Origin of the sequence: Nocardia sp. CA-084685, assembly GCF_050955785.1 — a bacterium.
Taxonomy (GTDB): Bacteria; Actinomycetota; Actinomycetes; order Mycobacteriales; family Mycobacteriaceae; genus Nocardia.
Map to the genome: position 1 here is coordinate 207,503 of NZ_CP192094.1, position 14,611 is coordinate 222,113.

The following is a 14,611-nucleotide window of genomic DNA, read 5'->3' on the forward strand; positions in this document are numbered from 1 at the left end:
GATCGTGAACGCTGCGATCCCGGCTTCGTCGTGCTGCCACGCCGCTGGGTCGCCGCACATTCGCCTGGATCAGCAAACACCGCCGCTGCGTCCGCGACTACGAAATCCGACCCGAGCACCACCAAGTCATGGTCTACATCGCCACGATCATGACCATGTCACGGCGATTGGCCCCTCGACAACCGACAGCCGGATCCATGGATCCGCATTAGCATCGCGCCGTGACGAAAGAACGCCGCCGCCGAGTGCTTACGGTGGGTGAGCGGCAGTACTTGTGGAAGACCTACCACCAACATGTAGACGGCTGAGAGGAAGTCCTGCGGTTGCGGCAAATCGGGTCGGTGGCAGGACTGACACTGGTCTTCCGTCCCGACGGGGAACGCCACGTCCCAGACGGCGGGTTTTCCGCTGCCGGTGATATCTGGATCGGTGACCTTTCGCTGAATCTGAACATGCCCGGCGTGGTCCGGGCGTTTGTCGAAGCGGCTGTCGAGGCGGGCTGGATGGCCGAGACGCGCACGGGCGGCCACCGCAACGGCTGGGACCTATTCGATGATGCCTACGCCAGGAATGCCGACTGCTAATCGACGCTTTGAGACCAGACCTGCCCAAGTTCTCGGACGCTCACTGAGCTTGTCTTTTAACCCCCACCAGCTGTGCTGGTGGGGGTTGTGGCGTTTTTGCCTACTGGTTGGTGTGGGGCGGGTTGCTTGTTTTTGGAGCCGGGTGGGCGTCCCGGGCCGGGGCGGGAGGGTTTCGGTGCTCTGGCGGGTAGGGCTGTTGTCGGGCGGAGGTTCCGAAACCCTCGGCGGACTCGTGCGGGGGTGAGCCGGTCGGGTCGGGAGGCTGGTTTCTCCCAGGGGCGACGCAGGTCGTGGGTGAGGTTGCGGGCCAGCCGTAGTTGGGTGTGGGCAGCGATTACCAGCCAGGTCCAGCGGTCGGCGGCGTGGGGATCGCGCAGATGGGGGCGGGTCCAGCCGAGGGTTTGTTTGAAGAATCTGAACGTGTGCTCAATGTCGAAGCGGCGCAGGAACGTTCGCCAGTATCGGTCCACCTCTGTAGCGGTGGCGTCAGGGTTGGAACACCACAGCCAGACCGGTTTCGGGTTGCGGTCGCCGGGCAGGTACTGCACCCGCAGCCGCAGCAGGGTGCCCTCGATCGTCGGCAGCGGGCCGGCGTGGTCGGCCCAGTTGCCGCGATGCTTGAGCATGGGGTGCAGTCGGTGCCAGGCGCTGGCTTCGGCCAAGCCGTAACGGTCGGTGTCGGTGTGGGTCGACACTTGCGGTTTGGGGTAGGTGGTGGCGTCGGCGAGCACGAATTCGGGTCCGTGTTTGGCTGGACGTCCGGTCCTGGCCGCTGGACGGGCCGCGGCAGGCAACGCCAGGACCCGGTCGCTGCGGATTCTGCCGACCAGTTCCACGGGCAGGTCAACCAGCAAATATGCCAGGCGGGTGATGTCGTAGCCGGCGTCGAATACGATCAGGATCGCCGGGTCGTGGGGCTGGTGCTGCCCGGCCAGACGGAGTCTGTCGACAACCTCACGAATTTGTGTGGAGGTCACCGTGGTCAGGTCGTCGTCGGGATCGATGCGCACCGCGTCAAGCATCGCGGTCCATGATGTGCGGCCGGGCTCGAGCGCCGCCACGAACGAGTAGGGCCACCCAGGAATCATTTGCGCTTGGCCTTTTCCGCGTCCGTAGACGTGGCAGAACGCCCGATCGGGACTGGTCGCGGCGTCCGGGCGCAGCCACGGACTGACATCGACGGCCAGCAAGATCCGGCCGTCGCCGTCACGCGGCACCGGCAGCCCAGCCACGGATCGCCGCAGCCTTGCGAAGTCGATACGGCCACTACCCAGACCGTCATATAGCGCGCCATGTCCGCGGCGGTGCTCGGCGGCCAACGACAATCCGACCAAGGTATGCACGGGACCATCGCTGCACAGCACCGCCTCGGTCAGCTCGAACAGTGCGTCGGACCGCCGCTCGAGGCAGTCATAGAACGAATTACGAAACACCGCAAGACAATCCAGATCGAACGAGCGCGTTGACTCGACCGAACTCATCGCTTGAGGCACACTGGCACCCACGGCCACCGCGTCTCTTTTCAGGCTCTTTGGACAGAACCCGACGATGATGATGCGGTGGCCGCCCAGAGTCACGCCGACACGCTGCCGAACGAGAACGAAATCTCCACGGCACCAACAATTCTCGCCTAAACAACTTCTGCCTGTCGCAGCCGATCACTTCGGCTGCGACAGGCAGAGGTTAAAAGAAAAGCTGAGAGATTTCCGCTGCGGACACAGAGTGCGTGCACCAGCTGTCGGAGCTGACCTCAGTGCCGGGTTCAGCCGCGGTGCTCGGTGGTTCGGCGGCGCTCGGCGCGGTGGGTGAGCGCGGTGATGATGCGTTGCCATGCCAGGGACGCTTCGGAGATCCGGGAAGAGATCAGCTGCAAGCTCTCCTGTCGACCGCTGTCTCGTTCGTGTCGGATCTCCCATGCGTCCAGGTCGTCGATGAGGCGGTCCAGGCGTGGATCGTGCGGGAGCCAGTCGACTGCTTGATCGCAGGCGAGATACAGGCGGGTCGTCTCGGGGTCGTCGAGGTCTGCGGTCTTGTCCCGGATCCGCTGTGGCATGGCCTGCGGGTCCAGTGCTTGCAGCAGGATCCACGAGTCGCGCTCGGCTCGTACTCTGCGTTCGCTGACGCCGAGACTGCGCATCCGGTTCAGGATAGCGACCACCTCAGGGGGCAGGACAAGGCTTTCACCGCTTGCCAGATCGGCGATGCGGCTGCGGTATTCGGTGAGCTGGTCGATCTTGCGCTGCAATTCGGCGTCGATGTCGGTGATGGCCGCGGCGAATTCGGTCGGCTGGGCGTGCAGCAGTGCGTCGATGCGGGCCAGCGGAACACCGGCGTCGGCGAGGGTCCTGATCCGGATCAGATCCACCGCGGCTTGCGCGCTGTAGCGGCGGTAGCCGGAGGCATCGCGCTCGGGCTCGGGTAGCAGGCCGACATGGTGGTAGTGGCGCACGGCGCGCACGGTCACCCCTGCGGTCGCCGCGAGCCGGCCGATGGTCAGCACCGTTGTCCTGTCGTCGTCGGGCATGGTCGTGCCGAGTCTAGGGCGATGGCACGCTGGCGGGGTGGGTGAAAGCCCGGCCGACGACGTCGCGGATTGCCTCGACCACGGCGTGGTCGAAGCAGGGCCGGTGTGGAGGGTGTTGGAGAGGTTGCGTTGTTCCCCGTGCGAGACTGCGCGGCAGGGCCGGGGCCATTCTCGTCCGTTGTTGGGCATGGTCGTGCCGAGTTCAGGGCGATGGCACGCTGGCGGGGTGGGTGAGCGCAGCCCAGTCGACGACGTCGCGGATTGCCTGGATCACGGCGTCGGGGCGGTCGAAGCAGAGCCGGTGGTGGAGGGTGTCGGAGAGGATGCGTTGTTCCCCGTGCGAGACCGCGCGCACCAGGGCCGCATCCATTCTCGTCTTGGCGTCGTTCATTTCCTGCGAGGTCAGCGCCTGCTGGGCGGGGTCGTTGCCCACGACGGTGAGTGCGACCACCGGGACATCGGGGATGTTCGGTCCCGCTCGCAGTTCGGTGGCGAGATCGGTCAAGGCGGCACGTTCGGCGATGCCGATCCGCATCCATTCGTCGCTCGCCTTGGCATCGATCAGCGGTTGCCGTATGTGCTCGGGGTAGTCCGCGAGCAGCTCGGCGCGCAGCTCGCGCAGCGCCGGGCCCATCTGTCGGAGTTGCTCCGGATCGGCTGCCATCTGCTCGGCCGCGGCCAGACTGGCTGTGGGCGGCATGAAGTCGTCCCAGTCGCGGTGCAGCGCGTCCATCCAGACCAGTCCTGCCACGTCCCGCGGGTACAACTGTGTGAACCGATGCGCGTAGAAGCCGCCGAGGGAGTGTGCCGCGAGAACATAGGGAGCGCTGATGTTTTCGGCGCGCAGCAATTCACGTAGTTCCGTTGCCACCGCGGCCGCGGTGCGCGGCAGCGGCAGGGGATCGCTGTAGCCGGTGCCGCCACGGTCGTAGACCACGGCCGTGGTGAATTGCGAAACTTGTTGCTGGACGCCGAAATAGTCCAGGCCGACCGCGCTCGCACCGGGCAGGAACACGACGGCCGGTCCGCCGCGGCCCGACCGATGTACGAAAACCCGGCGGCCGTCGATTTCTTGGAATCCGCCGATCGGCGGAGCGAGCCGAGTCGAGGAAGTGATGTCATTCGTCATGCGACAAGGCTCCAACCCTGACGCAGGGTCAGGGTCAACCCCTTTCGCCGCAGTATCCGAAACACGCTGATCAGCGCGTGGCTTGCGGCCGATCGGAGGTTGACCGTGACACAGATTGATCAGCGCGTGGCTTGCGGCCGATCGGAAGTTCACCGCGACAGAGGTTGATTAGCGCGCGGCTTGCGACCCATCGGAGGTTCACCGCGACACGCGCTCATGCCGGATGCTGCGCTGCCGTCGGACTGAATTGCGATGAACGGAAAGGAATCCGCGGAAAGCACGCGCTGCCTGGCCGCGAGCGTCAGCTTCGACCATCGTCAGCGTATGTGCGATGTGTGGAGCCGCGCCAATTGGCTGCGCTCTTGCAGCGGCCCGATTCGGAGCCGTCCGGTCGATTGTCCGTCACTTCGGAACCATCGCCGCCGCAGGGACATTCGACACTGTGAGAGCCCACGCCGCCCAGACGGAAAGCACGCACTGCCTGGCCGCGAGCGTCAGCTTCGACCATCGTCAGCGTCTCTGCGATGTGTGGGGCCCCGCCCAGTTGGCTGCGCTCTTGCAGCGGCCCGATTCGGAGCCGTCGGGTCGATTGTCCGTCACTTCGGAACCATCGCCGCCGCAGGAACATTCGACACTTCGAGAGTCCACGCCGCCCGGGCTGATGGCTTGGCCACCATCGTGGCCAGCGGGTGGAGCCGCAGGACGGCAGGCAAGCCACACCACACCGCACCATCTCCGCGGGCCAATCGCTGTGACCAGGGCAAACGCCATGTCAGCTCGGTGTCAGGTCGGTATCAGGCCCGCCGATGACAGTAGTCGCCATGACAACTTCAGCGATTGCGGCGACTGGGCTGCGAAAGGCATACGGGGACAAAGTCGTCCTCGATGGCATTGATTTGGATATCGGTGCCGGGACGATTTTTTCTCTGCTCGGTCCGAATGGGGCCGGTAAGACGACGACGGTGAATGTGCTGACCACGCTGTTGAAGGCCGATAGCGGCACGGCGCGTGTTGCCGGGCACGATATCGCGTCCGAGACCAAGGCGGTGCGCGCGGCGATCGGGGTCACCGGTCAGTTCGCGGCGGTGGATGACCTGTTGACGGGGGAGGAGAACCTCCAGTTGATGGCGGATATCCACCGCCTGCGGGGGGCGGAAGGCAAGCGGGTGATTACCGAGTTGCTGGAACGGTTCGATCTGCTCGAGTCGGCGCGCAAGCGGGCGGCGACCTATTCCGGGGGTATGCGCCGCAAGCTCGACCTGGCGATGACGCTGGTCACCAGGCCGGAAATCGTTTTCCTCGACGAGCCGACCACGGGACTGGATCCGCGTAGTCGTCGCACGATGTGGGAAATCGTGCGGGATCTGACGTCCGATGGCGTGACGATCTTCCTCACCACCCAGTATCTCGAGGAAGCCGATCAGTTGGCCGATCGGATCGCGGTGCTCGACCAGGGCCGCATAGTCGCCGAGGGCACGCCCGACGACCTCAAGCGCCAGGTGCCCGGCAGCCACATCCGGCTTCGGTTCACCACTGTCACGGAACTGGATGCGGCGGCGCGGATCCTGCCCGGATCCACCCGCGACGACGAGGCGCTGACTTTGCGGGTGCCGGGCGACGGTGGGACGAAATCATTGCGCCACCTGCTGGACCGGCTCGCCGAAATCTCGATCGACGCCGAGGAAGTCTCCGTCCACACCCCTGATCTCGATGACGTTTTCCTTTCCCTGACCGGTCACGCAACCACGGAGGCCAACGCACAATGAGCACCATTTCCGCACCGCTGGCCGATTCGTCGATCATGCTGCGGCGCAACTTCAAACACATCGCCCGAACTCCGGTCACGGTATTCAACGCGGCGCTGATGCCGGTCGTGATGATGTTGATCTTCGTGTACGTGTTCGGCAGCGCCTTCGATGTCGGCGAACACTACATCGACTACGCGACGCCGGGCATGATCCTGCTGGCCATCAGCTACGGGTTGTCGGGTACCGCGGTATCGGTGAGCTCCGATATGGCGAAGGGCATCATCAACCGGTTCAAGGTTATGGATGTATCCCGTAGCGCCGTACTGACCGGTCACGTCGTGGCCACCATACTGACCAATGCGGTAGCCATCGCGGCCGTTATCGGTGTGGCCTTCGGGCTGGGGTTCCGGCCGCCCGCGACCGCACTCGACTGGCTCGGCGCGATCGGCATCATGGCGGCGACATCCTTCGCGGCCTCCTGGCTGACGGTGGCGCTCGGAATGGCCGCGAAAACTCCGGAGTCGGCGGGCATGGGCGTGGTGCCGCTGATCATGCTGCCCTTTGTGAGCAGCGCGGTCGTGCCCGCCGACAAGATGGGACAGGGCGTGCGGCAGTTCGCGCAGTATCAGCCCTTCACGCCGATCATCGAATCACTGCGTGGGTTTCTCACCGGCCATCCCTCGGGGGGCTACACCGCCGCGGCGCTGGCCTGGTGTGCCGGGTTCGCCCTCGTCGGATACGTGTGGTCACGTGCCACGTTCAGCAAGCGAGCGTAGTTGCCACCAGTTCACGCCAGTCCGCCTGAGCCCCTTCGTTCGTCGCCTCGGTGAAGCGCGCTGCACCGAGGCGACGTCGTGCTGTCTGCTCGATGCGGGCCACATCCGGTTGGGAACGATCGGGCAGTCCGCGTACTCCGGCACTCGCCGCGAGCAGCCGTACGGCCTGCTCGATTTGGTCGGTCCGCAGCGCCAGGTCCGCGATTCCGACGAGCACCTGGGCGAGCAGGGGCGCATATCCCGCCTCGGACGCCGCCTGGAAGGCCGCCGCGTATTCTTCGCGGGCTTCGTCGAGACCGTCTGCGAGGTAGCCGAGCTGGTTGTGTGTCACCGCCCTGATCTGTGCCTGCTCCGCATCGCTGCCCAGTGCGGTTGTCGCGACGCCGATCTGCCGGTGTGTCTGCTCGGTGTCGCCGTTCCAACGGGCCAGCTCCGCCTTCTCCAGGGCCAAAACAGCCAGAGTGTTCGGCCATCCGGACTGATCCGCGCACCGCTGCGCCTCGGCCATGGCCGCCGCGCTGGCCTGCGCATCACCCAGTAGCCAGTACAGCTGCGCCTGCCGCGAGCGCATTCGGACGACATCGTCGATCGTGCCCACCTCGGTGACCACCGCGATCGCCTGATCGAAGTACCCGCAGGCAGTGGCGAATTCGCCGCGCACGGCGATTCGGTCCGCCAGCTCGGTCAGCGCGAACGAAATCCCCCAGCGCTCGCCGATGGCCCGGAATTCGGCGAGCGCGGTCTCGAGATACTCGTCCGCCTCCCGCCCGTCCTGGCCGAGCACGATCCGCATCCTGCCAAGGAGTAGCCGGGCCAGTGCGCGCACCCAGGGGTCTTCGTCGGTGAGCAGCGGTTCGAACGCGGACAGATACTGGTCCGGCCCCTGCAACATGTGTTCCAGTGCGGCGGTGAACGCCAGCAGGGGATAGCGGGACCGACTGCGCTGGCTGAACCGGTATGCCTTGTGGATCCATTCGTCGACTTGGCGCTCGTCATTGGGGCCCGAGGACATGAAGTGCACGATCAGCCCGTACACGATGGCCAGGGTCTCATCATCCACCTCGCCGGGCAGGTCGGCGGCGGCGGTGATCAGCTCCATGCCCTCGGCCTTGTGCCCGCTGAGCCACCAGTACCAGCCCGCTGCCGCCGCGAGCCGCATCGCCCCCGCCGCGTCCCCGGCCGCGAGCGCGCCGCGCATCGCGACGGCGATATTGTCGTGCTCGGCCTCGAGCGTGGCGAGCCACTCCAACTGGTCGGCGCGGCGCAGGTGCGGCTCCGCAGTCGCGGCTAGTTCGGTGAAGTACGAAAGATGCTCTCGGCGTATAAGATCCGCTTCCCCCGACGCCACGAGCCGGTCCCGGGCGTACTGCTTGATCGTGTCGAGCATCCGATAGCGCGGCCCACCGGGCGAGCCGGCGGGAGGAGCACTGTCCGCCACGGACAGCAGCAGTGATTTCTCGGTCAGTGCGGTCAGCAGCTCCAGCACCTCCCACCGCTCGACCACTGGGTTTTTCCCATTCCCTTGCCCTTCGGGACCGCCCCCCGTATCCGCGCAGACCTGCTCAGCCGCCTCCAAACTCGCGCCGCCGGAGAACACCGCGAGCCTGCGCAGCACCATTCGTTCGGCGTCGGTGAGCAGCTCCCAGCTCCAGTCGACCACTGCCCGCAACGTCCGGTGCTGCGGGATTGCGGTACGGCTGCCACCGGTCAGCAGGCGGAACCGATCGTCGAGGCGGTTGGCGAGTTGCTCGAGGGACATGGTGCGCAGTCTGGCCGCGGCCAGTTCGATCGCCAGCGGTATGCCGTCGAGCGCTCGGCAGACGCGCGCCATGGTCGACAGTGTGCGGGCATCGGCCGCGAGATCCTTGTGTGCCACGCCGGCCCGGTCCCGCAACAGCTGAACGGCGGCGCAGGACTGGATTTCGCTGGGATCCGCGTTCTCGGCGGGCAACGTCAGGGGAACGACCTGCCATAACGCCTCGCCCGTGATGCCGAGCTGTTCTCGGCTCGTCGCGAGGATCCGCAGCCGCTGACACTCGCCGAGCAGCCGGTGGGCGAATGCCGCCGCGGCGTCGATCACGTGTTCACAGTTGTCCAGGATCAACAACGTCTCGCGCTCGCGGAGCGCCGCGACGAGCCGGTCCATAGGGTCCGCATTCGGTGCGGCGCCGAGCAGCGCATCCCGGAGCCCGAGCGCGGCGAGCGCCGATTGCGCCACATCACCGCTCGCACCGACGGACGCCAGTTCTACCAGCCAGGCCCCGTCCGGCAAGTCGTCGAGCAGGGTCCGCGCGGTTTCCAGGGCCAGCCGGGTTTTTCCTGAGCCACCGGGCCCGGTCAGGGTGGTGAGCCGATGTGCCGCGATGAGTTCGCGCACCGCGGCAATATCGCCGTCCTTGCCGACGAAGCTGGTCAACTCGGCCCGCAGGTTCGTATTGCGCTCGTTTTCCCGGGCTCCCCCTTCGCCGCGCAGCAGTGCGATGTGCAGTGCGGACAGCTCCGGTGCGGGATCCACGCCCAGCTCGTCGGCGAGGACTTCCCGTGCCCGCTGGTACACGATCAGTGCCTCCGCGCCACGACCTGCGGCGGCGAGCGCACGCATCAGTGCGGCGATGAGCCGTTCCCGCACCGGATGCCGGGCCACCAGCTCGGTCAGCTCGCTGACCAGCTCCGCACCCCGGCCGAGGCGGATCTCCGCTTCGTACAGATCCTCCATGGCGGCCAGACGCAGCCCCTCGAGCCGGGTGATCACCGCGTCGACGGCCGCACTGTCCGGCACACCGACGTCCTGCATCAGCGCACCGCGCCACAGGTCGAGGGCCTCCCGCAGCAGCTCGGCCTGGTGCGCGACGTCACCGCCGCGGGCTTGGTCGAGAAGCTGTTCGAAGCGCACGGCATCGACAGCGTCGGGCTGCACCGTCAGCCGGTATCCGCCCGCCTGCACGTCGAGCGTCCCTTCCGGCAGCACGCGTCGCAGTCGGGAAACCAGTGCTTGTAAGGCATTCGCCGCGTCGGACGGCGGCTGCTCACCCCAAATCCAGTCGACCAGTTTGGCTTTGGGGACCGCACGACCGGGTTCGAGCGCGAGGGCGATCAACAGTGCGCGCAACCGAGCACCTGGTACCTCTAGCAATCCCCCGTCATCTACCCGAATCTCGAGCGGTCCAAGCATCCCGATCTGCACTCGGACCATTCTGCCGTGGGCCGCAAGTCGGCCCCTCGACCTCGGATTGCCGCCGCTGCGACCGCCAGAGTAGGCGCCAACGAATTTCCACCGGTTCTACGGCGGGCGATCAGCGGTAGCGCACCTGCGGAACACATTGCCGATCGAGCATTTTACTGCCCTGAACAGGCCGAATACCGTGTCAGCGGACGTGTCAGGTCGGCGTCAGTTCGGTATCAGCCGTGCTGGCGAAAGTAGTGCTCGTGAACAGCACAGCAGCAGTTCACACACCAACCGATTCACACGCTGAAGGAGAACAGCCATGTACGTATTCCAGACCCCCGAACCGATCGCCGTCACCGTCGACGTGCTGTCCGGCAATGTCACGGTCATCGCCGCCGACCGTACCGACACCGTCGTCGAGGTCCGACCGGCCGATGCGTCCAAAAAGGGCGACGTGCGCGCCGCCGAACAAACCCAGGTCGATTTCAGTGATGGCACCCTGACCGTCAAGACGCCGAAAGACTGGCGCACCTACACTCCATTCGGCGGCAACCCGACGATCGAGGTGATCATCGAGGTGCCCACCGGCTCCCGGCTCGAGGGCACCGCCGGTGTCGGCCGATTGCTGGGCACCGGTGAACTCGGACAGTGCGACCTCGAGATCGCCGCCGGCGACATCATCATCGAGCGTCCGCGCGATTCGGTGACCGCGAAAGCCGCCAAGGGCAATATCCGCATCGGTGAAGCGTCGCGCGGCGTGGTGCGGCTGGAGACGTCCATGGGCGAATTGGAGGTAGGTATCAGCCCGAGCAGCGCCGTCCTGGTGGAGACCAATGCCAAGCACGGCACCGTGCAGAACCAGATGCAACCGGTCGACCGGCATGCGCACAATGCGGACACCGTGCAGGTCTACGCGCGTAACTCCTACGGCAACATCATCATTCGGCACGCCATCGCGGCGTAATGCACCCGGCTCTGTCGAGACTCGACCGGCGCCACGATGCCACATCGGCGTCGTGCGCCGGGATCGGTCGGCTTTCCTGCGGTCGAAGGTGGAGTCGCGGCCAGTGCACGCCAGCTCGCGTGTGAACTTCCCGGTCGCCTCGGTGACAGCAATTCCCTGCCCGAGATGATCTCAGCGCGGTGAACAGCCGGAGGGTGGTGCGCCCATGGCCCCACGGTGCGCCCGCATCAAATGGCACACCATCCACGGGCATCGCGCCTCGCACAGCCAGCGCCAAGCGCGTCGCACCGCCATCACACGAGCGCGCGACCGTCATCACGGCGAACGGTCGCGCGATGTTCGGTGTGACCAGGTCCAACACCGTGTCAGGCCGGTGTCAGCTCGATATCAGGCGGCCTGGCGACAGTGTTCACGTGAATAGTTCAGCGATTTCCGCTTCCGGGCTGCGGAAGGCATACGGCGACAAGACGATCCTCGACGGCATCGAGCTGCGCGCGTACACGCTCAGCAGCGGCCCGGTCATTTCGAAGAAGGGGTAACTGATGGAACTCAGGGTGGACCGGGAACGCTGCATCGGCGCCGGCATGTGCGTACTGACCGCGCCCAGAGTATTCGACCAGAACGACGAGGACGGCCGAGTGGTGCCACTGGACACCACACCCGCGCCCGAGTGGGAGTCGGCCGTCCGCGAGGCCGCCCAGATCTGCCCGTCCGGCGCGATCACCATCGTCTCCGGCGACTAGACCCTGCCAACTCATCCCTATTACCTGATCAGGAAAACCCCATGACTCAAACGGTTCCCGTCCCGCACGGCCTCCCCATGGAACGCAATGCGGGCCCCTTCGCCCCGCCCCGCGAAATCACCCGGCTGCGCGAGGCTCGCCCGGTCAGCCCCATGCTCTTCCCCGACGGGCACGAGGGCTGGCTCGTCACCGGTTACGACGCGGTCCGCAAGCTCATGGCCGACACCCGGTTCAGTTCCCGCCAGGACATCGGCATCGTCCACGTGCCATACGAAACCCCGGGCATGCCCGCCGCCACCGAACCGTCCCCGCAGATACCGGGCTTGTTCATCGCCATGGATCCGCCGGACCACACCCGCCTGCGGCGCGAGCTCACCGGCGCCTTCACCGTCAAACGGATGAAGCAGCTCGAAGAGCACATTGTCGACATCACCGAGCGGCAACTGGACGAGATGGCGCGGCTGACCCCGCCGGTCGACCTGGTCAAGGCCTTCGCTCTGCCGGTGCCCTCGCTGGTGATCTGTGAACTGCTGGGTGTGCCCTACGCGGACCGGGCGACTTTCCAGGTCAACTCCGCCCAGTTCTTGGTCAAGGACCAGACGCTGGAGGAGAAGATGGCCGCGTTCGGCGCGATGAACACCTACCTTGCCGAACTGGTCACGGGCAAGCGCGGCGAACCCGGCGACGACCTACTGTCCGATCTGGCCCGCGACGACGACCTCAGCATCGAGGAACTGGTGGGCATCGCCTTCCTGCTGCTGCTCGCCGGCCACGAGACCACCGCGAACATGTTGGCGCTCGGCACCTTCGCGCTCCTGGAGCATCCGGAGCAGCTGGCTGAACTGCGCGCCGACCCGGATCTGGTCCCTGACGCCGTCGAGGAACTCATGCGCTACCTGTCCGTCGCCGACATCTTCTATCGCTACGCCACCGACGACATCGAACTCGGTGGCGAAACAATCGGCAAGGGATCGACCGTCGTCGTCTCGCTGCTGGCCGCCAATCGCGACCCCCAGCGCTTCGACAATCCCGACACCCTGGACGTGCACCGTAAGCCTCGCGGTCTCGTGTCCTTCGGCCACGGCGTGCACCAGTGCCTCGGCCAGCAACTGGCCCGCATCGAAATGCGTGCCGGTTTCGCGGGACTGCTGCGTCGCTTCCCGACCCTGGCCCTCGCGATTCCCGCCGACGAGGTGAAACTCAGGACCGACATGAATATCTATGGTGTCCACGAACTGCCGGTCACTTGGACTGCCTGGTAAAACCGTCGGCCGAGCGGCTCAGGGTGAGGATCCGGCGGATCCCCACCCTGAGGCCACGAGTGCACCGGGTCTCCCCGGTCGCCGGGGCAGCGCTACGCAGCGCTACGGTCAGGGTGTGTCGGTGCAGAGCGCTGGCGGCTCGTTCGGGAACTACCGCCTCGAACGCTTGGTGGGTCGTGGCGGTATGGGTGAGGTGTGGTTGGCGCGCGACCGCACCGGCGGCATTGTCGCGTTGAAGGTGTTGTCCGCCGCGTATTCCGCCGATCCTGCCTATCGACGCCGTTTCGAGCGGGAGGCCCGGCTGGGCGCCCAGGTGCGCAACCCGCACATCGTGCCGATCCGTGCCTTCGGTGAGGTCGATGGTCATCTGTTTTTGGAGATGGTCTACATCGAGGGCATCGATCTGGCCACGCGGCTGCGGTCGGGTGCGCTGGTGCCTGCTCGGGCGGTCGAGGTCATTGCCCAGGCCGCGCAGGCGCTGGATGCCGCACATGCGGCCGGGCTTGTTCATCGGGATGTCAAGCCGGGCAATATCCTCGAAGACACCAGCGGTTTCGTGTATCTGATCGACTTCGGTATCGCCCGCGCCGCCGACGGCAGCGCTCTCACGGCCACCGGCTTGGTGGTGGGGACGTTGGGCTATATGGCGCCGGAGCGGTTCACCGGTACGGCCGATGTCCGCTCGGATGTCTATTCGCTGGCCTGTGTGCTGTATGAAACCCTCACCGGGAAACTGCCATATGGTGACGGCGATCCGGCACAGCAGATGCATGCGCATTTGATGGCCGAGCCTCCGCGTGCGTCGCGGGCGGTCGAAGGTGTCCCGCCAGCACTGGATGCTGTTATAGCCCGTGGTATGGCCAAAGAACCGGGGGCACGCTACGCCAGCGCGGGGGAATTCGCCGCCGCGGCGAGTGCGGCCGTGGATGGGTCCGCATCGGCGCTCCCACCCCCGCCGGCCACTGTGACATCGGACGGTCACCCGACCCGCGTCATGACCGCCGTCGGCCCGCCCCCGACCTTGGCCGAGCATCGGCAGGCGCCGCGAACGCACGAGGCCCGGGCAGTCTCATCTACGGCCGAGGTTCCTCGGCGAAAGCCGCTGGCGCGCCGGTGGTTACCGATCGCGGCCGGGCTGGCACTCGTCGCCGCGGCGGCCCTGTGGCTGCTGAGCGGCGTCTTCGGCTCCGACTCCGTTCCAGCCCCCACGACGTCCGCTGTTGCCTCGACCAATTCGCTGCCGCCCTCGACCGGTGGACAATTCCCGGTCCCGGCCGGTGCGGTGCGCGACGGGAACTTCGCTTTCACCATCACCGGGGTGGTATCCAACGCGAGCCGCACCGGGTCGGCGCCCCCAGGCGGTTCCTACACCATCGTGACGCTGACGGTCACCAATGTCTCCCAACACGGCCAAGTCTTCCGCATCGCCGATCAGCGCCTGATCACCGCTGCGGGCCGCACCCTTGCCCCCGACGCGACCGCGACTACCGAACTGAGCAACGCCGTCGACCAGATCGCTCCCGGCAGTACCAGCACGATCCGGTTGGCCTTCGATCTCCCTGGAAAGGACAAGAACGGAAAGAAAAACGACAAGAAGAACGACGCCGCGAGCCAGCTGGTCCTACATGGTGCGCCGTCGTCTGCGGGCGTGACCGTGCCAATCGGGTAGCTGCGAGCCGACCGCCCGCGACGCGTCGATACCGGCGTTTCGAGCG

Annotated in this window: 12 protein-coding genes; 8 read left to right on the forward strand and 4 right to left on the reverse strand. The window is 66.2% G+C overall.

What is annotated here, in order from left to right:
• Window positions 1–341 precede the first annotated feature (341 nt).
• Complete coding sequence (locus ACQP2U_RS00970) at window positions 342–584, forward strand: hypothetical protein (RefSeq protein ID WP_433712926.1); 243 nt, start codon at window positions 342–344, stop codon at window positions 582–584.
• A gap of 56 nt (window positions 585–640) precedes the next feature.
• Here the strand turns inward: ACQP2U_RS00970 and ACQP2U_RS00975 are convergent, their stop codons facing one another.
• The 3 genes from ACQP2U_RS00975 to ACQP2U_RS00985 form a co-directional block, all read right to left on the reverse strand.
• Window positions 641–2,065 (reverse strand): NF041680 family putative transposase, encoded by a 1,425-nt coding sequence (locus ACQP2U_RS00975; protein ID WP_433712418.1) that lies wholly within the window; start codon window positions 2,063–2,065, stop codon window positions 641–643.
• Between the two features lie 281 nt (window positions 2,066–2,346).
• Window positions 2,347–3,108, reverse strand: a complete 762-nt coding sequence (locus ACQP2U_RS00980) for a MerR family transcriptional regulator (protein ID WP_433712927.1) — start codon at window positions 3,106–3,108, stop codon at window positions 2,347–2,349.
• Between the two features lie 202 nt (window positions 3,109–3,310).
• Complete coding sequence (locus ACQP2U_RS00985) at window positions 3,311–4,237, reverse strand: alpha/beta fold hydrolase (protein WP_433712929.1); 927 nt, start codon at window positions 4,235–4,237, stop codon at window positions 3,311–3,313.
• Between the two features lie 821 nt (window positions 4,238–5,058).
• On the opposite strand from ACQP2U_RS00985, the gene ACQP2U_RS00990 reads away from it, so the two are divergent.
• The gene (locus tag ACQP2U_RS00990; RefSeq protein ID WP_433712930.1) at window positions 5,059–6,003 is read left to right on the forward strand and encodes an ATP-binding cassette domain-containing protein; all 945 of its coding nucleotides are present in this window, start codon (window positions 5,059–5,061) and stop codon (window positions 6,001–6,003) included.
• Window positions 6,000–6,761, forward strand: coding sequence for an ABC transporter permease (locus ACQP2U_RS00995; protein WP_433712931.1), 762 nt, complete (start codon window positions 6,000–6,002; stop codon window positions 6,759–6,761). Before ACQP2U_RS00990 ends, ACQP2U_RS00995 begins: the two co-directional genes overlap by 4 nt.
• Here the strand turns inward: ACQP2U_RS00995 and ACQP2U_RS01000 are convergent.
• The gene (locus tag ACQP2U_RS01000; protein ID WP_433712932.1) at window positions 6,745–9,870 is read right to left on the reverse strand and encodes a BTAD domain-containing putative transcriptional regulator; all 3,126 of its coding nucleotides are present in this window, start codon (window positions 9,868–9,870) and stop codon (window positions 6,745–6,747) included. The genes ACQP2U_RS00995 and ACQP2U_RS01000 overlap by 17 nt on opposite strands.
• A 376-nt stretch (window positions 9,871–10,246) precedes the next feature.
• On the opposite strand from ACQP2U_RS01000, the gene ACQP2U_RS01005 reads away from it, so the two are divergent.
• From ACQP2U_RS01005 to ACQP2U_RS01025, 5 genes are all read left to right on the forward strand, one after another.
• Entirely contained in the window at window positions 10,247–10,891 is a 645-nt protein-coding gene (locus ACQP2U_RS01005; RefSeq protein WP_433712933.1) for a DUF4097 family beta strand repeat-containing protein, read from the forward strand.
• 413 nt (window positions 10,892–11,304) lie between these two features.
• Window positions 11,305–11,430: a hypothetical protein gene (locus ACQP2U_RS01010; RefSeq protein ID WP_433712934.1), complete on the forward strand. Its 126-nt coding sequence runs from the start codon at window positions 11,305–11,307 to the stop codon at window positions 11,428–11,430.
• A gap of 3 nt (window positions 11,431–11,433) precedes the next feature.
• The gene (locus tag ACQP2U_RS01015; RefSeq protein WP_433712935.1) at window positions 11,434–11,634 is read left to right on the forward strand and encodes a ferredoxin; all 201 of its coding nucleotides are present in this window, start codon (window positions 11,434–11,436) and stop codon (window positions 11,632–11,634) included.
• Window positions 11,635–11,675: 41 nt separating this feature from the next.
• Complete coding sequence (locus ACQP2U_RS01020) at window positions 11,676–12,896, forward strand: cytochrome P450 (RefSeq protein ID WP_433712936.1); 1,221 nt, start codon at window positions 11,676–11,678, stop codon at window positions 12,894–12,896.
• A gap of 115 nt (window positions 12,897–13,011) precedes the next feature.
• Window positions 13,012–14,565, forward strand: coding sequence for a serine/threonine-protein kinase (locus ACQP2U_RS01025; RefSeq protein ID WP_433712937.1), 1,554 nt, complete (start codon window positions 13,012–13,014; stop codon window positions 14,563–14,565).
• The last annotated feature ends 46 nt before the right edge of the window (window positions 14,566–14,611 follow it).

Bases quoted from the DNA above. Each gene is read 5' to 3' on its own strand.
- ACQP2U_RS01005 (WP_433712933.1), top strand. From the start codon at position 10,247: ATGTACGTATTCCAGACCCCCGAACCGATCGCCGTCACCGTCGACGTG.
- ACQP2U_RS00975 (WP_433712418.1), bottom strand. From the start codon at position 2,065: ATGAGTTCGGTCGAGTCAACGCGCTCGTTCGATCTGGATTGTCTTGCG.
- ACQP2U_RS00990 (WP_433712930.1), top strand. From the start codon at position 5,059: ATGACAACTTCAGCGATTGCGGCGACTGGGCTGCGAAAGGCATACGGG.
- ACQP2U_RS00985 (WP_433712929.1), bottom strand. From the start codon at position 4,237: ATGACGAATGACATCACTTCCTCGACTCGGCTCGCTCCGCCGATCGGC.
- ACQP2U_RS00995 (WP_433712931.1), top strand. From the start codon at position 6,000: ATGAGCACCATTTCCGCACCGCTGGCCGATTCGTCGATCATGCTGCGG.
- ACQP2U_RS01015 (WP_433712935.1), top strand. From the start codon at position 11,434: ATGGAACTCAGGGTGGACCGGGAACGCTGCATCGGCGCCGGCATGTGC.
- ACQP2U_RS01020 (WP_433712936.1), top strand. From the start codon at position 11,676: ATGACTCAAACGGTTCCCGTCCCGCACGGCCTCCCCATGGAACGCAAT.
- ACQP2U_RS00980 (WP_433712927.1), bottom strand. From the start codon at position 3,108: ATGCCCGACGACGACAGGACAACGGTGCTGACCATCGGCCGGCTCGCG.